Annotated in this window: 22 protein-coding genes; 9 read left to right on the top strand and 13 right to left on the bottom strand. The window is 68.9% G+C overall.

From position 1 onward, the window contains the following. Positions 1-18: 18 nt before the first annotated feature. Positions 19-1218 carry an aminotransferase class V-fold PLP-dependent enzyme gene (locus DRV85_RS07915; protein WP_113288902.1) on the bottom strand — a complete coding sequence of 400 codons (1200 nt, stop codon included), beginning with the start codon at positions 1216-1218 and terminating at the stop codon, positions 19-21. Between the two features lie 158 nt (positions 1219-1376). Between DRV85_RS07915 and DRV85_RS07910 the strand changes: the two genes are divergently transcribed. Continuing rightward, positions 1377-2771, top strand: coding sequence for a helix-turn-helix domain-containing protein (locus DRV85_RS07910; protein ID WP_113288901.1), 1395 nt, complete (start codon positions 1377-1379; stop codon positions 2769-2771). Positions 2772-2972: 201 nt separating this feature from the next. On the opposite strand, the gene DRV85_RS07905 is transcribed toward DRV85_RS07910, so the two are convergent. From DRV85_RS07905 to DRV85_RS07885, 5 genes are read right to left on the bottom strand one after another with little or no spacing between them, the layout of a single operon-like run. Beyond that, the gene (locus DRV85_RS07905) at positions 2973-3821 is read right to left on the bottom strand and encodes an IclR family transcriptional regulator (RefSeq protein ID WP_113288900.1); all 849 of its coding nucleotides are present in this window, start codon (positions 3819-3821) and stop codon (positions 2973-2975) included. A 1-nt stretch (position 3822) separates the two neighbouring features. Next, positions 3823-4572, bottom strand: coding sequence for a maleate cis-trans isomerase family protein (locus DRV85_RS07900; protein ID WP_275401713.1), 750 nt, complete (start codon positions 4570-4572; stop codon positions 3823-3825). After that, positions 4569-5483 carry a fumarylacetoacetate hydrolase family protein gene (locus DRV85_RS07895; protein ID WP_113288899.1) on the bottom strand — a complete coding sequence of 305 codons (915 nt, stop codon included), beginning with the start codon at positions 5481-5483 and terminating at the stop codon, positions 4569-4571. Before DRV85_RS07895 ends, DRV85_RS07900 begins: the two co-directional genes overlap by 4 nt. Positions 5484-5517: 34 nt before the next feature. Further along, positions 5518-6642 (bottom strand): cupin domain-containing protein, encoded by a 1125-nt coding sequence (locus tag DRV85_RS07890; protein ID WP_113288898.1) that lies wholly within the window; start codon positions 6640-6642, stop codon positions 5518-5520. Next, entirely contained in the window at positions 6639-7670 is a 1032-nt protein-coding gene (locus DRV85_RS07885; RefSeq protein WP_199525856.1) for a carbon-nitrogen hydrolase family protein, read from the bottom strand. Before DRV85_RS07885 ends, DRV85_RS07890 begins: the two co-directional genes overlap by 4 nt. A 160-nt stretch (positions 7671-7830) precedes the next feature. Here DRV85_RS07885 and DRV85_RS07880 point away from each other — a divergent pair, with 160 nt between their 5' ends. Further along, positions 7831-8649, top strand: coding sequence for a tryptophan 2,3-dioxygenase family protein (locus DRV85_RS07880; protein ID WP_113288897.1), 819 nt, complete (start codon positions 7831-7833; stop codon positions 8647-8649). Between the two features lie 16 nt (positions 8650-8665). Here the strand turns inward: DRV85_RS07880 and DRV85_RS07875 are convergent, their stop codons facing one another. The 3 genes from DRV85_RS07875 to DRV85_RS07865 all read right to left on the bottom strand — a co-directional run bounded on the left by DRV85_RS07875 (position 8666) and on the right by DRV85_RS07865 (position 11685). Further along, positions 8666-9151, bottom strand: a complete 486-nt coding sequence (locus tag DRV85_RS07875) for a MarR family winged helix-turn-helix transcriptional regulator (RefSeq protein ID WP_113288896.1) — start codon at positions 9149-9151, stop codon at positions 8666-8668. A 75-nt stretch (positions 9152-9226) separates the two neighbouring features. Then, positions 9227-10144: a VOC family protein gene (locus DRV85_RS07870; RefSeq protein ID WP_113288895.1), complete on the bottom strand. Its 918-nt coding sequence runs from the start codon at positions 10142-10144 to the stop codon at positions 9227-9229. Positions 10145-10239: 95 nt separating this feature from the next. Next, a complete protein-coding gene (locus tag DRV85_RS07865; protein WP_113288894.1) occupies positions 10240-11685 on the bottom strand; it encodes an aldehyde dehydrogenase family protein in 1446 nt (481 codons plus the stop codon). Between the two features lie 166 nt (positions 11686-11851). Between DRV85_RS07865 and DRV85_RS07860 the strand changes: the two genes are divergently transcribed. The 3 genes from DRV85_RS07860 to DRV85_RS07850 all read left to right on the top strand — a co-directional run bounded on the left by DRV85_RS07860 (position 11852) and on the right by DRV85_RS07850 (position 15727). Beyond that, positions 11852-12505 carry a peroxiredoxin gene (locus DRV85_RS07860; protein WP_113288893.1) on the top strand — a complete coding sequence of 218 codons (654 nt, stop codon included), beginning with the start codon at positions 11852-11854 and terminating at the stop codon, positions 12503-12505. A 126-nt stretch (positions 12506-12631) separates the two neighbouring features. Further along, positions 12632-13678: a succinylglutamate desuccinylase/aspartoacylase family protein gene (locus DRV85_RS07855; protein ID WP_113288892.1), complete on the top strand. Its 1047-nt coding sequence runs from the start codon at positions 12632-12634 to the stop codon at positions 13676-13678. Between the two features lie 144 nt (positions 13679-13822). Continuing rightward, complete coding sequence (locus tag DRV85_RS07850) at positions 13823-15727, top strand: PhoX family protein (RefSeq protein WP_113288891.1); 1905 nt, start codon at positions 13823-13825, stop codon at positions 15725-15727. A 72-nt stretch (positions 15728-15799) separates the two neighbouring features. Here the strand turns inward: DRV85_RS07850 and DRV85_RS07845 are convergent, their stop codons facing one another. Next, positions 15800-15994 carry a zinc-finger domain-containing protein gene (locus tag DRV85_RS07845; RefSeq protein ID WP_113288890.1) on the bottom strand — a complete coding sequence of 65 codons (195 nt, stop codon included), beginning with the start codon at positions 15992-15994 and terminating at the stop codon, positions 15800-15802. An 88-nt stretch (positions 15995-16082) separates the two neighbouring features. On the opposite strand from DRV85_RS07845, the gene DRV85_RS07840 reads away from it, so the two are divergent. From DRV85_RS07840 to DRV85_RS19740, 3 genes are all read left to right on the top strand, one after another. Then, the gene (locus DRV85_RS07840) at positions 16083-17012 is read left to right on the top strand and encodes an ABC transporter ATP-binding protein (protein WP_113288889.1); all 930 of its coding nucleotides are present in this window, start codon (positions 16083-16085) and stop codon (positions 17010-17012) included. Next, positions 17009-17953: a tyrosine-type recombinase/integrase gene (locus DRV85_RS07835; RefSeq protein WP_275401717.1), complete on the top strand. Its 945-nt coding sequence runs from the start codon at positions 17009-17011 to the stop codon at positions 17951-17953. Before DRV85_RS07840 ends, DRV85_RS07835 begins: the two co-directional genes overlap by 4 nt. A gap of 242 nt (positions 17954-18195) precedes the next feature. Then, positions 18196-18306 carry a helix-turn-helix transcriptional regulator gene (locus DRV85_RS19740; protein WP_338066963.1) on the top strand — a complete coding sequence of 37 codons (111 nt, stop codon included), beginning with the start codon at positions 18196-18198 and terminating at the stop codon, positions 18304-18306. A gap of 189 nt (positions 18307-18495) precedes the next feature. Here DRV85_RS19740 and DRV85_RS07825 read toward each other — a convergent pair whose 3' ends face one another. From DRV85_RS07825 to DRV85_RS07815, 3 genes are all read right to left on the bottom strand, one after another. Next, positions 18496-18798, bottom strand: coding sequence for a site-specific integrase (locus DRV85_RS07825; protein WP_113288887.1), 303 nt, complete (start codon positions 18796-18798; stop codon positions 18496-18498). Positions 18799-19230: 432 nt separating this feature from the next. Further along, complete coding sequence (locus DRV85_RS07820; protein WP_113288886.1) at positions 19231-19659, bottom strand: hypothetical protein; 429 nt, start codon at positions 19657-19659, stop codon at positions 19231-19233. Between the two features lie 279 nt (positions 19660-19938). After that, entirely contained in the window at positions 19939-20394 is a 456-nt protein-coding gene (locus DRV85_RS07815) for a hypothetical protein (RefSeq protein ID WP_147238818.1), read from the bottom strand. A 348-nt stretch (positions 20395-20742) separates the two neighbouring features. Between DRV85_RS07815 and DRV85_RS07805 the strand changes: the two genes are divergently transcribed. Continuing rightward, positions 20743-22656, top strand: a complete 1914-nt coding sequence (locus tag DRV85_RS07805) for a BTAD domain-containing putative transcriptional regulator (RefSeq protein ID WP_158540126.1) — start codon at positions 20743-20745, stop codon at positions 22654-22656. Positions 22657-22674 lie beyond the last annotated feature (18 nt).

Genomic DNA, 22674 nt, shown 5'->3' with positions numbered 1-22674 from the left:
CCTCGGCAGGTCGGTGCGTTACTCGGCCGCGACGCGCAGCGCGGGACTCTCGGCCTGCCCGGTGAACCAGGCCATAGCGGCGGCGGGGCCGCGGCCGAACTCCACCTGCGTGCCCGCTTCCGCGAGCGCCATCTCGGCCACCGAGAGCGCGGTGAGGCACATGCCCTCGTTCAGGTCGCCCAGGTGCCCGATGCGGAACACCTTGCCGTTCAGCTTCGCAAGGCCCGAGCCGAAGGAGGTGTTGTAGCGCTCGTAAGCGATGCGCAGCACGTCGCGCGCATCCACTCCCTCGGGCACGCGGATCGCGGTCACCGTGTCGGAGTAGAGCGAGGGATGCTCCGCCACGAGCTCGAGCCCCATGCCATGCACCCCGCGCCGCACGCCCTCGGCGAGCCTGCGGTGGCGGGCGATCACGTTGTCCAGCCCCTCCTCGAAGATCAGGTCGAGCGAGGCGCGCAGCCCGTGGAAGAGCTGCGTGGGCGGGGTGTAGGGGAAGTAGCCGCCCTCGTTCATCTTCACCATGTCGGCGAATTCGAAATAGGCGCGGCGCATCGTGGTGGTCTCGGCGGCTGCCATCGCCTTGTCGCTGACGCCGAGGATGCCGAGCCCCGCGGGCAGCATCAGCCCCTTCTGCGAGCCGGTCACGGCAAGGTCCACGCCCCATTCGTCCATGCGGAAGTCGATCGACCCGATGGACGATACGCCATCGACGAACAGAAGCGCATCGTGGAAGCACTCGTCGAGCGCCTGCCGCACCGCGACCACGTTCGAGGTCACGCCGGTCGCCGTCTCGTTATGCGTGACGAAGACCGCCTTGATCCGCCCCTCGCGGTCGGCACCAAGCCGACGGGCGAACTCCTTGACCGGCGCGCCCGCGCCCCAGGGCACGTCCACGACCTCGACGTCCAGACCAAGGCGCTGGGCCATCTCGACCCAGAGCGTCGAGAACTGCCCGTGCCGCGCCATCAGCACGCGGTCGCCCGGGTTGAGCGTGTTGGTGATCGCCGCCTCCCAGGCGCCCGTGCCCGAACCCGGAAACATGAAGACGCGCCCCGACTCGGTGCGCAGCACCTTCTTGAGCCCGTCGAAAAGGCCCAGCGTCAGCTCGCCGAAATCCGGCGCGCGCATGTCCTGCATCGGCACGTTCATCGCCTGCCGGACACGCTCGGGGATGTTGGTGGGGCCGGGGATGAAAAGGTGGGTCTGTCCGGTGCGCATGGGGCCGATCCTTGGGGCTGAGTCCGTGTCTGCCCTCTCTCTGCCACCGCCTTTCCGTTGTGCAAAAGCAAAACGGGTTCTGCTGTGAACGCGAAGATTTACAGCTTTAGAAAAGTGTGAAATTGTAAACCACACATTCGTCAACCGTGTGCAAAGGCATGCAGAAGACCTTCATCGGCCCCCACCTGCGCCGGCTGCGGCGCGACCGCGGCGAGACACAGGCGCAGATGGCCCGCGCGCTGGGCATCTCCACTTCCTACGTCAACCTGCTGGAGAACAACGAGCGCTCGGTCTCCGTGCCCGTGCTGCTGAAGCTCTTCGAGGTCTACGGCGTGGACTGGCGCGCCATCGCCGAGGATGACGGCGCCACCCGTCTCGCCGACCTGCGCGCCGTCCTTCAGGATCCGCTCTTCGAGGATGCCCGCCCCGACCTGCCGGAGCTTCGCGCCGCGCTGGTGCACAGCCCCGCGCTCGTCGAAAGCTTCCTCGCGCTCTACCGCGCCTTCCAGGCGGCCACCGATCAGCTGGGCAGCGCCGAGCCTGGGGCGGAGCCGCTCCTCGCCGCCTCGCCCGAAGCGGCGGTGCACGACTTCTTCCGGCGCAACCGCAACCATTTCCCCGAGCTCGAAGCGGCCGCGGAGGCGTTCTGGGACAGCCCGCCGCCGCCCGACGAGATCTACTCCCACACCAAGCGCCGCCTGCGCGACCGGCTGGGAATCGCCACCCGGCTGGTGCCCGTCGAGACCCTGCCCGACGCGCTGCGCACCTTCGACGAAGAGCGCGGCGAGATCCTTCTGTCCCAGGCGCTCGACCACCCCAACCGGGTCTTCCAGCTCATCCATATCGCGGGCCTCGTCGAGCAGCGCGCGCTGCTCGACCGGCTGCTCGCGCGGTCCGGAATCCAGGACGCCCAGGGCGCTGCGCGCTGCCGCGTGGAACTGGCCAACTACTTCGCCGCCGCGGTGCTCATGCCCTATGGCACCTTCCTCGAAGAAGCGCGCGCCTCGAAATACGACATGGACCATATTGCCACCCGCTTCGGCGTGAGCTTCGAGCAGGCCTGCCACCGCGCGACGACCCTGCAGCGCGACGGGGCGCAGGGCGTGCCCCTCTTCTTCCTGCGCATCGACAAGGCCGGCAACGTCACCAAGCGGTTCAACTCCACCAGCTTCCACCTCGCCGAGCACGGCGGCGCCTGCCCGCGGCTCGACGTGCACACCTCGTTCCGCACGCCGGGCCGGATCGTGCCGCAGTTCGTCGAGATGCCCGACCGCAGCCAGTTCTTCGTCTTCTCGCGCACCGTGGACCGGCCGACCTTCGCGCGGCACACGCAGGACATCCGCCTCGCCGTGGCGATGGGCTGCGCCATCGAGCACGCGCACGAGATCGGCTATGCCGAGGGCTTCCGCCTGGGCGGCGCGCAGATGACGCCAGTGGGCATCAACTGCCGCATCTGCCCCCGCGCGAACTGCGACCAGCGCGCGCATCACGCGGCCATCCTCGCCCGCCCCGTGGACGCGCGCCGCCGCGGCGCCACCCGCTACGACGCATGACGGATCTGCGCGGGCGCCGCCCCGCGCCGGGCTCGCCCCGGCTACGTCCGCAAGACAGCCGCAGCCCGCGCCCGCGCCCGCCTCCTGCTTCCTCTTGCCCGAAATACTCCGGGAAGCGCGAGGGGCAGCGCCCCTCGCCCGCACGCAGTGCCAGCCGGCTTGCGGCCGCAAGGCCGCTCGTTCGGCGTCATCAGGCCGGGATCAGAACGTCAGGTAGTGATGCGCGGTCGCGCCGGCTTCTTCGGATACGGTGCGCGCGGTGTCGCGCAGCACGCATGCGACCGGCCCCTCGGGGTCGTCGGAGAGCACGTTGACATGGCCCATGATCGTCATGCCGGCAAGAATGCGGCCGGTGTGATCGAAGACCGGCGCCGAGACGGCCGTGTGATCGGAGAGCAGCCCGCCCCGGCAGCGCGACAGCCCGGCCGCGCGGATCTCCTCGGCCATCGCGCGCGCCTCCACCCGGCTGCGCGGCGTGTCGGAGCCCTCGGGCAGGGTGTTGGCGGTCGCGAGCTCCTGAAGCTCGCGCTCGAGCATGGCGCGGGTCAGATCCTCCGGCAGATGCGCGAGGAAGAGCCGGCCCAGCGCCGAGCGCAGAAGCGGCAGGACCGAGCCGAGGCGAAGCTCGAAGACCGAGCGGTTGTAGCTGCCTTCCGCGCGGTGGATGATCGTGGGGCCGGCATTGCCCCATACGCCGAGAAAGACCGCGTGCCCCGTCTCGCGGGCGAGGCCCTCGATCCGGTGGAAGGCGGCCTTGTAGACATCGAACTGCTGCAGCCCGAAGATGCCCAGTTGCAGCGAATAGGGGCCGAGCCCGTAGCGCCCCGTTCGCGGCTCCTGCGTGACGATGCCCACCTCGCTCAGGCTGATGAGATAGAACTGCAGGTTGGACGGCGTGAGGCCCGCGCGCGCCGCCAGCTCCTTGAGCGCAAGCGGCTCGCCCGCCTGCACGAGGCAGTCGATGATGCGGAAGCCCGTGAGAATCGACTGGATGCCACGCCGCTTGCGCGGTGCGGCCTCCTCGGGCAGGGGCTCGGCGCGGTCTTCCATCTCAGGCGAGCAGACTGCCTGCGCCGGGCACTACCGGATCGAGGCCCAGCTCCAGCAGCATCTGCCGCGTGGTGGCGACCGAGGCCGACAGGACGGGCACCCCTGCCTCCGCCTCGACCTGCGGGATCGCGGCGAGCGAGGGCATCTGCACGCAGGCGGACAGAACCAGCGCGTCGATGTTCTTCAGATCGAGCCGCTTGTAGTGCTCGGTCAGGTTCATCGGGTCCTGTGCTGCGACCTCGAGGTTGTCGGGGATCTCGAGCGCGAGGTAGTCCTTCACCTCGACTCCCTCGGCCTCGACATACTCGGCCACGGTCTGCGTGAGCGGCTTCATGTAGGGCGCCACCATCGCGATGCGCTTCGCGCCCATGCCGGTCAGCGTCTCGACCAGCGCGCCGGCGGAGCTGACGACCGGCGCGGGGTGCCCGTTCTCTTCGGTCACCTTGTAGAGCCGCTGCTGGCTTTCGCGGTGATAGCCCGGCCCCATCGCCATGATCGCGACGAGGCAGGCATAGCCCATCACGTCCACCGCGGCGTCGGACAGTTCCAGCGCGCAGCGGTCGCTGTCGCGGTCCATCGCCGCCAGTTCCTCCTTCACCACCTTCTTCATCCGCATCCGCGCGGAATGGAAGGAGAAGCGCTCGGGGCGGATCGCCTCGCGCGCGCGAAGCATGGCCGGGATCTCGCGCTCCATCGTCAGGTTCGACGAGGGCACGATCTGGCCGATCTTGATGAGGGGATCGCCGGTCATCCGATCTTCACCACCGGGTTGCGCATCATGCCGATGCCCTCGACGCCGTATTCGATCACGTCGCCGGGCCACATCCATTCCTGCGGATCGCGACCGGCGCCCACGCCCTCGGGCGTGCCGGTGGCGATCACGTCGCCAGGCTCCAGCGTCATGCCCGACGAGATGTCGGCGATCAGCGTGTGGATCTTGAAATACATGAAGCCGGTGTTGGACCGCTGCTTTTCCTCGCCGTTCTTGGTGAGCCAGAGGTCGAGGTTGTGTGGATTGGGGATCTCGTCGGCGGTCACGATGCAGGGGCCGAAGGGGGCGTAGCTGTCCTGTCCCTTGGAAAAGATCCACTGCCCTGCGCGCCGGTTGTCGCGCGCAGAGACGTCCAGCATCACCGAGTAGCCGAAGACATGCGCCATCGCGTCCTCCTCGCGGATGCGCGTGGCGGTGGTGCCGATGATGACGGCAAGCTCCACCTCCCAGTCGAGTTGCTGGGTCATGCTTGCATTGTGCAGGATCGGCTCGTCCGGGCCGATGATCGCCGTGGGCGGCTTGGAAAAGACCACCGGCTTTTCCGGCATGTCGGCCGAGGTGTCGAGCGAGCGCGCGCTTTCCTCGATGTGCTTGACGTAGTTGAGCCCGATGCCGAAGACGTTCTTCCGCGTGCGCGGAATGGGCGCCATCAGCGTCACGTTGGCCAGCGGCTGGGTGCAGCCCAGCGGCCAGTCTCCTTCCATCTCGGCCAGCAGTTCCGAGGCGACGCGCACCGCGTCAGGCCCGAGGTCGATGAAATCGAGCATCGTCGCCGGCAAGGGCTCTCCGGTCGCCTCTCCCAGCCGCTCGAGGTCCACCACCATGTCGTCCACGATCGCGCCGAGCCGCCCGGCGTCCGCCGGGTGCCGGCGATAGGTTACAAGCTTCATGTCCGTCCCTTGTTCTCTTGTGTCAGGCCCTGGGTCAGGCGGTGGCCGTCACTTCCTGATGCCCGCCGTTCTCGGGAAAGGCCTGTTCCCGGTAGAACTTCAGCGCCTCCATCACGGGGAAGTCGTTGAAGGAGAAGAGGCAGGCGTTGTCCGACTCGTCGAGGTTGCAGTGCTCGTGCCACGTCCAGGCCGGCACGCAGAAGATGTCCTTCTCCTGCCAGTCGTAGCGCACGCCGCCGATGACGCTGTAGCCCTTGCCCTTCGCCACCTGGTAGATGACGTTGCCCGTGTGGCGGTGCGCCTTGGTGTGCTCGCCCTCGCGCAGCATCTGCATCGAGGCGCCCATCGTGGCCATCGGGTGCCCGCCGGTCTGCGGGTTGACGAAGCGCATGTAGATGCCGTCATGCGGGTCGCCGTCGGTGACCCTGGCGTAGTTCTGCAGGCCCTCGTAGGTCTTGTCCCAGCTGTATTTCATCAGCGGCGAGTAGAAGGCGCCCCATGTCTCCTTCGCCGGCAGCAGGCCGGGCGCACCCCAGGTCGCGGGGCTCGCGTCGAAGGGCAGGTTGGAGTTCTGGAAGTCGTCGGGGTGCACCGCGTAGAAGTTGGCCTCGAGCGCGTTGGTCAGCGGGATGTCGAGCCCGTCCTGCCACATCGAGGTCTCGCCCTCCTCCAGCACGCCGTGCTCGTGCCAGGTGCCGTTCGGGGTGATGACGAAATCCTTGGCGTTGAGTGTCAGGCGGTGGCCGTCCACCACCGTGTAGGCGCCCGCGCCCTCCATAATGAACCTGAGCGCGCTGGCCGCGTGATTGTGGGCCGAGGCGGCCTCTCCCGGGCGCATCACCTGGATGCCCGAGAAGAGCCAGCCGCAGCAGGCGCTCACGTCCTTCCGCTTCGGGTTGCGCAGGAAGACGACCCGGCGCCCCGCGTCCTCCGGCTTCACGAGGTCGAGGGATTCCAGCACCTTGGGACGCAGGCTGGACGACCGCCAGATCGTCGGCGCGGATTTGGGCGTGGGCTCCCACGGCTCGATGTCGTTCGCCACGGTCCAGAGCGCGCCGGTCTCCTGCTCGGCGAGTTCGTCGTAATAGGCGCGCAGCGCGTCGTCGTCCTTGACGCGCGCGCGACCCAGGATGTCGTCGCGTTGATCCTTCGCACTCATGTCTGGTCTCCTTCCAGGGCGAGCGGCGCCTCCGGCGTCTCCGCCTCGCGCGGGGTGGTCGGGGCGTCTGTGGTGGAAACGGCCGCGAGGGGCCGCCGGTTCACGGTCAGCGAGAACACGTCGAAGCGGTTGTAGTGCCCCGTGATGTCGTGCATCTGCTTCGGCTGGATGCAGCGGGACAGGTCGATCTCGGCCGTCACGATTCCCTCGTCGTCGATCAGGCCCGGCACCACCTCGCGCCCGTCGGGGCCGATGATGCCGCTGTAGGCCGACGACTTGCGCTCAAGCAGTTGCCGCGCGTCGGGCCGCACCTTTTCCATCTCCGCGATGATCTCGTCAGAGATGGTCGAGGTCGAGACGACGGTAAAGACCTTCCCCTCGAAGCTGTGGGACTGCGCGCGCAGCTTGATCGCCTCGGCCATGTCGTAATCGGGCGGCGCGACGGGCAGCGAGATGTAGCTCGCGGCATGGACCAGTTCCCCCTGCCCCAGCAGCGCGAAGCGGGCGAGCGTGTTGGTGTTCTCGCCGCAGGCGAGGCCGCCCAACGGGCCGATCTCTGTGTCGTAGACGCGAAGCGACGCACCATCGCCGCCGGTCCAGGTCAGCTTCTCCGCCCAGGTGGGCACCAGCTTGCGATGCCGGCCCAGCATCCGGCCGTCCGGCCCGAGGAAAACCAGCGTGTTGTAGAGCGCCCCCAGTGAAACCGGGCTGCGTTCGTTGATGCCGATGACGACATGGACCCCGTGTTCGGCCGCGGCAGAGGCGATGCGGTCCACCTCCGGCCCGGGCAGGAAGACCGACGCGCGCACCAGCTTCTCGAACCAGGCGCCACCCGTCACCGGATCGGTGATCCAGTTCCAGTAGGGGTAGCCCGGCACGAAGACCTCGGGGAACACCACCAGCTTCGCGCCCTTCCCGGCGGCTTCGCCGATCAGGCGCGCGGCCTTTTCGGCGGTGGCTGCGGCGTCGAGGTAGACGGGCGCCGCCTGCACGGCGGCCGCGGTGAACGTCGGGAAATCGGAGATCATGGGGCTTCGCCTCCCTTTGCGGCGAACCTATCAACCTGCCCGACCAAGTCAATGATTGCATGCTGAACCTCATGATCCGGCAGATCACGCCTCCTCGAACAGTATTGTTGTCTCTGACCAGCACTGTTGGTAGCGTCGCGCCGAAACCGGAGGTTCGCCCATGTCCGATTGCCCCGTCTCCCACACGCCCGACACCGAAGAGGGCAGTCCGCAGTTCGACTACGTCCATCACCTGCGCCTCGACCAGCTGCTCTCGACGCTCCGCCCGGTCACCGACCACCCGGAGGAACACCTCTTCGTCACCGTCCATCATGTGCTGGAGCTCTGGTTCAAGCAGATCATCTTCGACCTTGGCCGCATCCTGACCACGCTCGACGAAGATCGCCTGCCCGAGGCAGTCTGGCTGATGAACCGGATCGCGGAAATCCTGAAGCTGGCCGAGGCGCACTGGCCGGTGCTGGAGACGATGAGCGCGGCGGATTTCGCTGAGTTTCGCGGCAACCTGACCGGCGCCTCCGGCCTGCAATCGCGGCAGTTCCGTCAGGTTGAGGTGATGCTGGGGCTGCACGAGGTGGCCGGCGACGTCTATCGCCAGCGGGTCGAGGCGCAGTGGCCCGGCCTGATCGCCGAGCATCCGCGCACGATCCGCGCGGCCTTCTTCGCGGCCTTCGAGCGGTCCGGCAAGACGCTGCTCGAGGTCTATCGCGACCGCTGGCGGGACCACGACCTCTTTCGTCTGGCAGAGGCCGCCTTCGAGATCGACCGCCGCTTCCAGTCTTGGCGGCAGAATCACATCCTCATGGTCCGGCGCGAGATCGGCATCCGCGCGAAGGGCACCGGCGGCACCTTCTTCCGCGACTATCTGGCCACGACGACGGGGTATCTCTTCTTCCCGGAGCTTTTCGAGTTCCGCAACGCGTTGACCGAGGCCGCCGGCGGCGAGGTCATGGAGGACGGCGAGGGGGGCTGCCCGGCCTGACCCACCGTGGCCGGCCCTACTCTTCCTCGTCGCGGGCGAGCAACATGTCGGCGCGCAGGATCGCCCGCTCGATCAGCTGCATGAGCAGCCCGTATTCGTAGTCCGAGTAGAGCGAACGGAATTCGTCGGCGAGCGCCTCGTATTTCGGTCGCAGTTCACGGTAGACAGCCATCCCCACGTCGGTCGCCTCGACGACGGTGCGGCGCCGGTCGGTCGGGTCCGTGCGCTTGCCCACGAGGCCGCGGCGCTCCAGCCGCTCGACGTAACGCCCGACCTGGCGGCGATCGACGGAGGCGCGATGCGCGAGCTGCTGCAGATGGCCGGCGCCGTCACGCGCGAGCACGAAGATGATGCGCCATTCGGCGACGGCGAGTCCCGTCTCGCTCAGCGCCTCTCGTTCGCCCAGCGTTCCCAGCCGCTCGGCAAGCCGGCGGACGGGAATCATGACGAGCCGCAGATCGTCCTGCGTGAGCGCCCTGTGCAGAAAGGGTTCCTTTCCCATCCCGTCTTGATGGCTTCGCAGATTGTGCCGGGCAACCAAAATCGACCGGCATTCAGCGGTATCCCGCCGAGGCGCTCAGTCGAGCGGCTGCAACATCCGCTCGAGATCGCCGCGAAGATGGGCGTGCTGCGACGGCAGGCGCAGTTCCTCGCCCAGCGCCTCGGCCGGTTCGTCGCGCGTGAAGCCCGGCTCGTCCGTCGCCACCTCGAAGAGAATGCCGCCCGGCGTGCGAAAATAGATCGCCCAGAAGTAATCGCGGTCGCGCACGTCCGTGACGCGATGGCCGGCCTCGGTCAGCGCATCGCGGATGCGGGCCTGGGAGTCGCGGTCCCGCGCGCGGAACGCGACGTGGTGGACGGATCCCGCGCCCTCGCGGGCCGGCGACAGGTCGGGGCGGTGCTCGATCTCGACGATATGGGCCGGGCCGCCGGTTTCGTCCGCCAGCCGGGTGACAGCGCCCTCCCGCCCGGTTTCGGCAAAGCCCATGAAATGCAGAAGCGGCAACATCTCGTCGCGGTCCGCCACGCGGAGCGAGACCGAGTGCAGCCCGCGGATCGCCATGGCTTCGGGCAGGCCGTCCCAGGGCTTTCGGTCGTCCTCGGCCTCGACCAGCACCAGCCGCTCGCCGTCGGGGCCAGTGAGCGCGAGCCGCGTCTCGCCGAAGAGCGCCTCGCGCGTCACCGGCACGTCATGTGCGGCGAGATGCGCCGCCCAGTCGTCCGCGCTGCCCGGCGGGATGGAGAAGGCGATCTGCCCGGTCTCGCCCGTGCCTTGCGCCCCCCGGCGGGCGTTCGGAAAGGGGAAATGCGTCATCACCGTGCCCGGCGTGCCGATGCGGTCGCCGAAGTAGAGGTGATAGACCTCGGGATTGTCGAAGTTCACGGTGGTCTTGACCCGGCGCAGGCCCATGACCTCGCGCCAGAAGCGGTCGACCGCCCGCGGCGCCCCGGCGACGGAAGTGACGTGGTGAAGCCCGTTCAGATCGGTGAGCATGGCGAAATCTCCTGTCCTTTGCGACCAGAGATAGCCCGCCACACGAATGCGCAAAACCGGCGCTGGCGCGCCGGTTCTGTGCGATTATGCGGAACTTACGCCGGAGCGGCGTCCCAGCCGGAGACGGCCTTGACCTCCATGAAGTCCTCGATGCCCCAGACGCCGCCCTCGCGTCCATTGCCTGAGCTCTTCATGCCGCCGAAAGGCGACCCCGCCCCCCGCGAATGTCCGTTCATCTCGACCATGCCGGCCCGCAGCTGTCGCGCCATGCGGTTTGCGCGCTCCGGATCGGTGGTCTGGACGTAGTTGGTCAGCCCGTATTCGGTGTCGTTCGCGAGTTCGACGGCGTGCGCCTCGTCCTCGAAGGGCATGATCGAGAGAACGGGGCCGAAGATTTCTTCGCGCCCGATGCGCATCTCGTGGGTGACGTCGGCGAAGACGGTGGGCCGGGCGTAGTAGCCGCGGTTCATGCCCTCGGGCCTGCCAGGGCCGCCCGCGACCAGCCGCGCGCCCTCGTCGATGCCGGACTGGATCAGCTCCTGCACCTTGTCGAACTGCCGCGCGTTGATGAGCGGGCCGATGTGGCGGCCTTCCTCCGAGGGCGCGCCCACGGCCACCTTGTTGGCCATCTCGGCCGCGGCCTCGACGGCCTGATCGTAGATCGAGCGCTCGACCATCATGCGCGAGGGCGCGTTGCAACTCTGCCCGGTGTTCTGCATCATGCTGATGACGCCGCGCTTGACGGCCTTTTCGTCGGCATCGGCGAAGATCAGGTTCGCGCCCTTGCCGCCCAGTTCCAGATGCACCTTCTTGAGCGTATCCGCCGCGTTCTTGGAGATCTGGATGCCGGCCCGGGTCGATCCCGTGAAGCTGACGATATCCACGTCCCTGTGCCCGGAAAGCTGCGTGCCGACGCCCGCGCCGTCGCCGTTCACCAAGTTGAAGACGCCCGGCGGGAAACCCGCCTCGTGCACCATCTCGGCGAAGAGCATGGCGTTGAGCGGCGACTCTTCCGAGGGCTTCAGGACCATCGTGCAGCCGGCGACCACCGCCGCGCCGAACTTCAGCGTGATCTGGTTCATCGGCCAGTTCCACGGCGTGATCATCGCGGCCACGCCCACCGGCTCGTAGATGATGCGGTCGTTGGGCGCGTGATCGCCCAGCGGGCGCTCGAACTCGAACGCCTTGCCCTCGCGCACGAAATTCTTGAGATGGCCGTAGCCAGCGCCGGTCTGTGCCTGTCGGGCGAGGTCGATGGGCGCGCCCATCTCGAGGCTGATGGCCTGCGCCATCTCCTCCCAGCGCGCCTTGTAGACCTGGAGGAGCTTCTCGAGCAGCGCGATGCGCTCTGCGGGCGGGGTGGCCATCCAGTCGGGAAAGGCACGCCTGGCCGCGGCCACCGCGGCCTCGGCATCGGCCGCGCCGCCCAGCGAGATGGTGGCGCAGGGCTCTTCGGTGGCGGGGTTGATCACCTGGTAGTCCGAGCCCTGCTGCGGATCCACCCAGGCGCCGTCGATGTAGAACTGGCGTTTCTCGATCATTGGCTTGGCGCTCCCTTGCGGCTGGAACTCCCGACCGCGCGGTCGGGGTTTGCGTCACTCTGTCACCTGCCCATATGTCGCGCAAGGGCTGGACGCCCCGAGCGCAGACACATATGTCGCTTTCGGAATGTAAAACGTTCAAGCACGCGAAAGGAAAGGACCGACCATGGGACTTCGCATCAACGACACCGTGCCCAACTTCACCGCGGAGACGGATCAGGGCGAGATCACCTTCCATGACTGGATCGGCGACAGCTGGGCGATCCTGTTCAGCCACCCCAAGGACTTCACCCCCGTCTGCACCACCGAGTTCGGCGCCGTCGCGCAGCTCGCCGACGAGTGGGCGAAGCGGAACACCAAGGTGATCGGCCTCAGCGTGGACGACACCGAGGACCACGTGAAGTGGAAGAACGACATCGAGACCGTCGCCGAGACCAAGGCGGGCTTCCCGATCATCGCGGACGTGGACCTCAAGGTGTCCAAGCAGTTCGACATGCTGCCGGCCGACGCCTACCTGCCCGACGGGCGCACCGCCGCCGACTCGGCCTCCGTCCGCTCGGTCTTCATCATCTCGCCGGACAAGAAGGTGCAGCTCATCATGACCTACCCGATGTCGGTGGGCCGCAACTTCGCGGAGGTGCTGCGCGCGCTTGACGCGCTGCAGGCGACCTATCAGACCCCGATCGCCACCGGCGCCAACTGGGTGCCCGGGCAGGACGTCATCGTGGCGCTCACCGTCTCGGACGAGGAAGCCAAGGAGAAGTTCGGCGAGGTGGACTTCAAGCTGCCCTACCTGCGCCTGACCAAGGCGCCGGCCTGACGCCGCGGACGTGTCCCAAGCGCGAGGCCCCGCCGCCCGGCGGGGTCTTTTCGTGCCGACGTGCTGGACTTGGCGGCGTCGCCGCCCTATCCCCGGGCTGACCGGAAAGACGGAGGCGCGAGCAGATTGGCCAAGGCGCGCAGGGGCTTCGAACTCGGCGGCGAGACGATCGCCCCCGGCACGCGCCGCACCGTGGATCTGCCCGTCTCGATCCTGTCGGACCACACGCCCGTCACCATGTCCTGCCACGTGGTGCACGGCAAACGCCCCGGCCCCGTGCTCTTCGTCTCGGCCGCGATCCATGGCGACGAGGTGATCGGCGTCGAGATCGTGCGCAGGCTTCTGCGGGCCAAGCCGCTTTCGTCGATGGCGGGCACGCTTCTGGCCGTCCCGATCGTCAATGCCTTCGGCTTCATCAACCATTCCCGCTACCTGCCCGACCGACGCGACCTGAACCGCGTGTTTCCCGGCCATGCGCAGGGCTCGCTCGCCGCGCGGCTCGCGCATCTCTTCATGACCGAGATCGTCGCCCGCGCCGATCTCGGGATCGACCTGCACTCGGCCGCGGTCCGGCGCGTGAACCTGCCGCAGATCCGCATCTCGCCCGACAACGACCGGCTCAAGGAGCTCGGCCGCGCCTTCGGCGCCCCGGTGATGATCGAATCGCGCCTGCGCGAGGGATCGCTGCGGATGGCCGCCGAAGCCGAGGGCGTGGACGTGCTGCTCTACGAGGCGGGCGAGGGGTTGCGCTTCGACGAGTTCGCGGCGCGCGCGGGCGTCGCGGGCATCCTGCGGGTGATGCGTCATCTCGAGATGATCGGCAACAAGGGCGTGCCCCGGCGGCATGGCGCGCCCGCGCTCTGCCGCAGTTCGACCTGGCACCGCGCGCCCGTGGGCGGGCTCATGCGCGCCTATCGCGGCACGGGCGACATCGTGGAGCCCGGCACCGTGCTCTGCGCAATCTCCGACCCCTTCGGCGAGAAGGAGGTCGAGGTGATCTGCGAGACGACCGGAATTATCGTCGGACGCACCAACATGCCGGTGGTCAACGAGGGCGACGCGCTCTTTCACGTGGCCGAGACCCGGCGCTCGGCCCATGCCGAGGCGGCAGTGGAGGTGCTGGAGGCGGCGCGCGAAGCGGCACCGCTCTTCGACGAGGACGAGATCATCTGAACGGCCGCCCCTCGCATCCGCCGTCACAGTCCTGTTGCAAGGCCGCCCTAATCAGCGAGGCAGGGGCGCGAACGCCCCTTCCTGACAAACGCAAGGGAGCGGCGGGTGCGCCCGGAGGCTCCCGGTACGCATGAGAGGACTTCCATGAAGGACGTAGATCCCAAGCATCTCTCCGCCGACGAGTGGGACGAGCTGAACTTTCCCCGCCCCGAAGAGAACGACTTCGACCGGGTGGTCGAGCGCGCGATCTCGCGCCGCGGTTTCCTGGGCGGCGTTCTGGCCTTCGGTTCGGGCGCGGCGGCGATGAGCACGGGCCTGATGGGTTCGACCTCGGCCGAGGCGCAGACCGTCGCGATGTCGCGCTTCCCGTTCACGCCGATCGACGCGCAGACCGATTTCACCGTGCACGTGCCGCAGGGCTACACCTGGGACGTTCTGGTGCGCTGGGGCGATCCGATCCTCAACGGCGTGGAGGACTTCGACCATGCCACCGGCGGCTCGGTCGAGGCTTCCGACAAGGTCTTCGGCGAGAACACCGACGGCATGGAGAGCTTCCTCTACCAGGGCCGTCAGTTGCTGGCGATCAACCACGAGTACACCAACCGGTCGGTCAACCTGCCGCACACCGAGGACGGCACGCCCGCGGGCGCCGAGGACGTGCGCAAGTTGCAGAACCTTCAGGGCATCTCTGTGATCGAGGTGCGCGAGGACGAGAACGGATGGCGCGTGGTCAAGGACAGCCCCTTCAACCGCCGCATCACCCACAACACGCCGATGCGGATCGTGGGCCCCGCCGCCGGGCACGACCTGCTCAAGACCGATGCCGATCCGACCGGTACCATGTCGCTCGGCACGATGAACAACTGCGGCTCGGGCAAGACGCCCTGGGGCACCTACCTGACCTGCGAGGAGAACTTCAACGGCTACTTCGGCTCGACCGAAGAGGCGCAGGACCAGAAGCCGATCCAGGCCGCCGACGGCTATCAGCGCTACGGCATAGGCCCTGACGGCTGGGGTTACGACTATCACAAGTGGGACGCGCGCTTCGACACCGCGAAGAACCCCAACGAGCCGCACCGCGTGGGCTGGGTGGTCGAGATCGACCCGACCGACCCGGAAAGCACGCCGGTCAAGCACACCGGCCTCGGCCGCTTCAAGCACGAGAACGCCGAGGTGGTGCTGGCCCGCGACGGGCGCGTGGTCGTCTACATGGGCGACGACGAGCGCGGCGAGTTCCTCTACAAGTTCGTCTCGAACGGCGTCTACCGGCCCGGCGAGTCGACGGAGGGGCTGCTCGACGACGGCACGCTCTATGTCGCGAAGTTCAACGACGACCAGACCGGCGAGTGGCTCGCGCTCACGCCCGAGACCACGGGCATGGAGCTGCCCGAGATCCTGATCTTCGCCCGCAAGGCCGGCTCGGCGGTGGGCGCCACCACCATGGACCGCCCCGAGTGGATCGCCACCAACCCGCACGCGATCGAGGGCTACTGCTGCCTGACCAACAACCGCAACCGCGGCGTGAAGCCCAACGCGGGCGGCGACGAGACGCCGGTGAACGGCCCGAACCCGCGCGAGGTCAACCACTACGGCCAGATCGTGCGCTGGTTCCCGCATGACGACGACCACGCGGCGACCACCTTCGACTGGGATCTCTTCGTCATGGCCGGCAACCCGACCGTGCACGACGACGCCTACGCCGGCTCGCCCAACATCACGCCGGGCAACATGTTCAACTCGCCCGACGGGATGGCCTTCGACCAGAACGGCCTCGTCTGGATCCAGACCGACGGCGACGACGACAACGAAGGCGACTTCGCCGGCATGGGCAACAACCAGATGCTGGTGGGCGACCCGGTCACGGGCGAGATCGCGCGCTTCATGACCGGCCCGCAGGGCTGCGAGGTGACGGGCCTGTGCTGGTCGGCCGACCGGCGGACGATGTTCGTGGGCATCCAGCACCCCGGCGGTTCCTGGCCGGACGGCGAGGGCCTGCCCCGCTCGGCCGTCATCGCGATCAAGCGCGAGGACAACGGCATCATCGGCTAAGACCGGGTGCCCGAGCACGCGAGGCGCGCCGCCATGGCGCGCCTCCTTTCGTTTCCGCGCCCTCGCAGGCGCTCAGCCTTCGGCGACGCCCAGCTTTTCCGCGAAATCGCGGTGCACGAACTTCGCGTCGCAATAGCCGCATTCGACCCAGCCGGTATCGCGCGGGATCTGCAGCCAGACGCGCGGGTGGCCCAGCGCCCCCTCGCCCCCGTCGCAGGCGACGCGCCAGCGGTCGACGATCTTGGTCTCGGGCGGCTCGATCGGCATGTCTCGCGCGCTCCTCGCGGTTGTGACTCTCCCCAGCGTGATCTAGACGCAAGCCAAGGCGAAGGGAAGAGCGGGGGACGACACGCCCATGACGGCGGCGGCCATCGAGATAGAGGATCTGACGAAGACCTACCGCGCCGCGGGCGGCGCGCCGGCCAAGACCGCCCTCGACGGCGTGAGCCTGCGCGTGCCCGAGGGCTCGGTCTTCGGCCTCCTCGGCCCCAACGGCGCGGGCAAGTCCACGCTCATCAACATCCTCGCCGGCCTCGTGCTCAAGACATCCGGCCGGGTGGCGATCTGGGGCTTCGACCAGGACGTGAACCCGCGCAACTCGCGCGCCGCCATCGGTGTGATGCCGCAGGAGCTCAACCTCGACCCCTTCTTCACGCCCCGCCAGACGCTCGAGGTGCAGGCCGGGCTCTACGGCGTGCCGCGATCGCGCCGCCGCTCCGACGAGATCCTCGGGACGGTGGGGCTTTCCGACAAGGCGCATGCCTACGCCCGCACGCTCTCGGGCGGCATGCGCCGGCGGCTCCTGCTGGCCAAGGCGCTGGTGCACGACCCGCAGGTGATCGTACTCGACGAGCCGACCGCAGGCGTCGACATCGAACTGCGGCAGATGCTCTGGGCCGAGGTGCGCCGGCTCAACGCGGCGGGAAAGACGATCATCCTGACCACCCATTACCTCGAGGAGGCCGAGGAGATGTGCGACGAGATCGCCATCATCCACCAAGGCCGCGTGGTCGCCCACGACACGACGCCGAAGCTCCTCGCCCGCCTCGACGCCAAGACCATGGTGATCCACCCCGACGGCGAGGTGCCGGTGCTCCCCTCCGGCCAGGGGCTCGAGGTCGCGCGCCGCCCCGACGGCGCGATCGCGCTCAGCTACCAGACCACGCAGACCAAGGCCGAAGCCGTGCTCGAGGCGGTGCGCGCCGCCGGCATCTCCATCCGCGACGTGCGCACCGAGGAGCCGGACCTCGAGGACGTGTTCCTCTCCCTCACCCGCTCCACCTGAACGCGCGCCGCGCCCCTGCTTCCTCTTGCCCCAAATACCCCGCCGGAGGCGTATCCTTCCGATGGGTCTATCGCGTCTCGCTCTACGGGCGGGTGCGCGAGATGGGGCTCGGTGCCCTGCGCGACGTCGGGCTGGCGGAGGCCCGCGAGGCTGCGGACGCGGCGCGCCGCCTCGTCGCCCAGGAGATCGATCCGATCAAGGAGCGGCGCCGCGCCCGCGCACAGGCGCGCCGCAGGGACGGCCGCCTCGCCGACGTCGCCGCGGCGGCCCTCGAGGCACATCGCAAGACGCTCAAGAGCGACGCCTCGGCTACGAACTGGTACAGCCCGTTTCGCCATCATGTGCTGCCGAAGCTCGGCGCAATGCCCGTCGTCAAAATCGATCAGCACGACATTGCGACCGCGCTCGCGCCGATCTGGCACGAGAAGAGCGAGACCGGGCGGAAAGCGCTGTCGCGCCTGAAGACCGTGCTCGAATACGCGGTCGCGCAGGGCTTCGACGTGGATCTCGGCATCGTCGGAAAGGCGAAGATCCTGCTCAAGCCGAACCGGAAGAAAGCGAAGCGGATCGAGTCGATGCCCTACCGCGAGGTGCCGGGCTTCTACGCCTCGCTCGCGGACGACGACCCGAGAGAGCTTGCGCTCCGGATGCTGATCCTCACCGGCCTGCGCTCGGACGCCGTGCGCAACATGACCCTCGCGCAGGTCCGGGGCGACATCTGGACCGTGCCGGCCGCACACGTGAAGGGCCGCAAGGCGCATGTTGCGCCGTTCCGCGTGCCGCTCAGCCCCGAAGCGCAGCGCGTGATCGCGCTCGCAGAGCGCGTGACCTGCACCGATTATCTCTTCCCGAACAGCCGCGGCGGGCCGCTCGGCAAGATGGCGATGCGCAGCCTCCTGGTCGCCCGCGGTCTGGAGGCCCGCCCGCACGGCTTCCGCTAGAGCCTGCGCACCTGGCCGAGCGATCAGACCGACTGCAGCACGCATGTCGCGGAGGCCTGCATCTGCCATTTGCCGCAGGGCGAGGTCGAGAAGGCCTACAACAGGACCGACTACCTGCCGAATCGCAGGCCCTACATGCTTGCCTGGGCGTCCTTCGTGACAGGGGAAAGTGACCAACTCCTTAACGCCGCTTAAATCGCCGCTTGATAGGAACATTTTGTCATTTATCGAGGAGATTTCAGATGACGAACAGGGATCTGCGCCGCCGCGACGTGGAGGCGCTCACCGGGCTCAGCCGGGCGACGATCTACCGGCACCTGCGGGCCGGCTCCTTTCCGCGACCGATCGACTGACGGAGCGGCTCGTCGGCTGGCTCGAGCGCGACATCGAGGCCTGGCTCGCGAGCCGCGCCCGCGGCTGAGCGCCCCCCAACGCAAGACGCGCCGGCGCCGGGCAGCCATTTCGGTGTCCGGCGCTTTTCGTGAGAATGGGGGCCGGGCCGCGCCCCGGCCTGCAGGATCCCGACGCCCCTTGAGCGGGGATCAGGCCCCCTCCGCCCCCGCGGCGGGGCTCTCGGGCCTCCAGCGTTGCCGTGCCGCGCGGACCGGATCGGCGGCCCGGATCGCCGTGATCTGCCGCGCCCGCTCGGCCCCGAGCCCGCGGCTGCTGGTCGCGCTGCCGTAATGCTGCTGGGTCCGGGCGCTCAGCTGGCCGAGCGCGGCGGCGATCTCGGCCTCGGCGAATACGCCGGAGGCCTTCATCTCCGCCGCGAGCGCGTGGCGGAACGCGTAGGGTGTGAGGCCACGCGTGAGCCGGGGGAAGGCGACCTTCCCCTGGCGTTTCACGAGCTTGCCAGGCTGACCGACACCCGCCGATGCCGCTCCGCCGGCGGTAATAGGACTCCCGTGGCGCTCCGCTCCGGGGTCGGCCAGGTGAGCCGGATCGTGGCCTCGCGGAGCGCTCGAAGGCGGGCGTGCAGCCAGTGCGCTTCGGGGCTCGCGCAGCGCAGGGTGATCTCGCGGACCGGCGCAACGAGCTCATCCGAATCGTCGCGTCAGACACCGGACATTCCGAGGGTGCCCGGATGGCCGTAGTGATCACCCTGCAAGGTCGGGTGAGGACCGTTGTCCCGCTCGGGCGACGACGCAGGTCGGGTCGAGCCCGGCCACCCCGCACATAGGCAGGCGGGCGCCTCCCCGGGTCACGGGCGCGACCCGTGCCGGTGAGCGCGCATCCCGGCAAGGCGGCGTCGCCCTCGGCGCGCATCTCACGCCTCCCTACGACGACCTTCGAGGAGGCAGACGACACGGGGCACGGCCGGTGCCGGTCTCCGTCTCGAGGACCGTGATCGCGAGCGCCATGGCGCCCAGGTCGAGCCTCCCAGCAAGCGCCGGCCGTCCCGAAGCCTCCATGCGCTCGAGATCGAGGGTGCGGGCGCGCGCCGCGAGGTGCAGGCCGGAGAGCCGGATGCGGTAGACGACGCCGTGCCCGCCCGCGCGCGGCGGGCGTCTCGTCATCGTCACGCGCAGCCGGCGGCGGTAGCGGTCGAACGGCACCTCGCCGATCCAGGTCTCCCGCGGAGGCTGCCGATGCAGCACGCAGGCATAGACCGGCTGCTGCAGCCCCGCGAGCGCGAGGTCGATCACGCGCTCCTCCAGGTCGCGCCAGGGCCGCGCGCTGCCCTCCCCATCGTTCTCTCTCGACATGGCCTCCCCGTCGTGTCGTTCGAGAGAGGTTGGCGCGGGAGATTGCGGCGTCGTTAAAGAGCCCGCGTCACGGCGACCTGTCATGGAGCAGATGGCACGGCGGTCTGGGCTCGGGCTCGCCCGCGCCGCGGCGCCGGGCGCTCGGCACGGCGACCTTTTGCGCGAGCAGAGGCACGGAGGCCACGTGGCGCGGCGGCGCGCAGGCCCACAGGCCGCCCTGTCCGGGCGGCCTGCGCAAGGTCGGCGTCGCGCCCGTGCGGCGCGACCACATCCGCCGGATCAGGCCGGCGCCGGGGCCTTGCCCGGCAGCTCGCCGTCCGCGGCGTCGCGCCCCACGAGCGCGGTGATCTCCGTGCGCCCGAGGCTGCGCGCCGCGAAGAGCGCCTGCGCAACCCGCTCGAGGGCCGCGCAGTTCTCCGCGACGAGATCGTCCGCGGCGGCCTCCGCGCGCGCGAGACGCGCCTGCACGGCAGCCTTCAGGTCCGGGTCCGCCGCGAGAGAGCACGCGTCCGGATCGATCCAGAGCGGTCCCCCCTCGCCGAGACCCGACGAGCCCTCGATCAGCATCGCGAGCCGCGTCGCGCGGGCAAGGTCGCTCGTCGGCCCGCCGCCCGCGCCGGCCGAAGGTGCGCCGAGCACGAGGCGCTCCGCCGCGCGGCACGCGAGCAGCACGAGGAGCTCGTCGTCGAGCGCGGCCAGCAGCAATTCGGGCAAGCTGGTGGTGCGGATGGTCAAGAGTGGAGGAGAGACAACTATACGGCAGGGCGATTTCTTCGAGATCCCGCCCCGCCACGACGCCACTGTGTCTGGGTGCAACGCGTCGAAACGATCCTTTGCGAAGCCACCGGTGGCCGCAACTGAATTGGCGAAACTGCGGACCCTCATGCGAAAGCGGTCGCGAACAGTTCGAACGGACGAGACCGACATCACACCCGACCAAGCTGGACGGTCCTCGCATGCAGGCGCGTCGGGCGGGTCGCGGCGGACTTGGTAGATGCTCTGGGAGGTCGCGGAGCATCGAACCGCCGGTGGTCCCCGCTCGCTCGATATAGTATCATCACCATTATGACGGGTCGCGTTTCCATGAACCGGCCGAGCGTCTATCTCGGGCTGTCCGGCCGGCCGCGGGTGGTCGATGCGAACGGAACGCCGATCCGTTTTCCGACCCGGAAGGCCCGGGCACTCTTCGTCTATCTGGCCCTGGCGGGAGAGGCCGGTGCTGCGCGGGAGCGGTTGGCGGACATGTTCTGGCCAGGCCGCCCTGATCAGGGTGCGCGCCGGGCCTTGCGGGGAACGCTGCACGAGATGCGCTCCGCGCTGCCCCCGGCTGTCGAGGGAATAGTCCGGCAGACGCGAGACCGGGTGACCGTATTGCCGTCGGCGATCGGGACTGAGAGGGGTGACGACTTGGGGGCGCCCGGAGACGGCCCGGCGGATTTCCTCGTCGGGCTGGAAGTCGGCACCCCCGGCTTCGACCAGTGGTGTGCCGAAGAGCAGGCGCGGCTCCGCGATGCCGCACTCGACCGCGCGGTCAGGATGATGGAGGCCGATCTGTCCGAGGGCCGCTTCGCGTCGGCGCGTCGCGTGGCCGAACAGGTTTTGGCTCTCGACCCGCTCAGCGAGCTCGGCTGCCGCGGCGTGATGCGGGCCTTGGCCGGGACCGGGCGCCGGGCCGAGGCGCTGCGGCGACACGAGGCGTTCCGCGATGCCCTCGCGGCGGAGCTCGACACGGTCCCCGAAGCGGCGACCGACCGGCTTGCGGAACATATTCGGCTGGCCGACGATCGGTTGCCGCCCGCGGCGCTCGCACGACCGGACCAACCTTCGATCGTCGTGATGCCTTTCGCCGACCTGACCGGCGGGGAGCAATCGCACGTCGTCGACGGGCTGGCTGCAGACGTGCGCACGGGGCTGGCGCGGGACAGAGCTCTGTTCGTCGTCGCGAGCGACTCGGCAGAGGCCTACCGGGAAACGCCGCTCGGGGCCGCGGAGATCGCGGGCGAACTCGGCGTGCGTTACCTGTTGGCCGGACGGCTCCGGGTCGACCCGGAGCGCATGAGGCTCGACATCGAACTGACCGACGGGATGCGCAACACGGTCGTCTGGAGCGGGCGCTACGATCGGCCCCGCGCCGCCTTCCTCAGTGTGCAGGACGAGGTCGTGACCGAGATCGTGGCCACGCTGCGAGGCTACAAGGGGATCGTCCAGCGCAACGAGGCGCGGTGCGCCCGGGCCAAGTCCGACGCGGACCTCGATGCCCATGACCATCTGATGCGCGGTATGTTGCTGAAGGAAACCTTCCTAAAGCACGACATGCGCGCTGCGCGTGCGCATTTCGAACGATCGCTCGCCCTGTCGCCACAATCCGCCGCGGCGCATGGCTGGCTCGCCTGGACCTGGTTCTTCGAGGTCTATCTGGGGTGGGCGGACGACCCGGCGGAGGCTCTCGCACGGACAGAGACGCATGCGCGGGCCGCCGTCAGCCTCGATCCCGATCTAGATTTCGCGCACTGGGCGCTCGGCGCCGCCTACCTCGCGGCAGGAGACAACCCGACCGCGCTCGACTGTTTCGAGCGTGCGCTGGCGCTCAATCCCAACAATTCCGACGCACTGGCCAATTGCGCCTGGCCGCTGATGTTCGAGGGCCGAACGGACGAGGCCGTCGCCCGGCTGGAGCGCGCGATGCGGCTGAACCCGTTTCACCCCGACTGGTATCTCTGGGGACTCGGGATGGCAGAATACCTACGTGGGAACATGCGGGATGCCTGCGCGGCGCTTGGCCGAATGTCCCAGCCCAACGACCAGAGCAAAGCGTTCGAGATCGCCGCGCTGCGCCGGCTGGGCGAGACGGAACGGGTCGACGACGCCGTCGCCGCGCTCCATCGGCTGGCGCCGGGCGCCCGCGTGCGCGATCTGGTCGCGCCACTCGGGTTCCGCGACGCCCGCCTCCGCGACGAGCTTGCGGATGCCCTGCGCGCCGCCGGCGTCGCAGCCTGACCGACGCGCGACCGACGT

Source organism: Rhodosalinus halophilus, assembly GCF_003298775.1.
Classification (GTDB): Bacteria; Pseudomonadota; Alphaproteobacteria; order Rhodobacterales; family Rhodobacteraceae; genus Rhodosalinus; species Rhodosalinus halophilus.
Note: the sequence above shows the minus strand (reverse complement) of the source record. Positions and strands in the feature narration are given on the sequence as shown.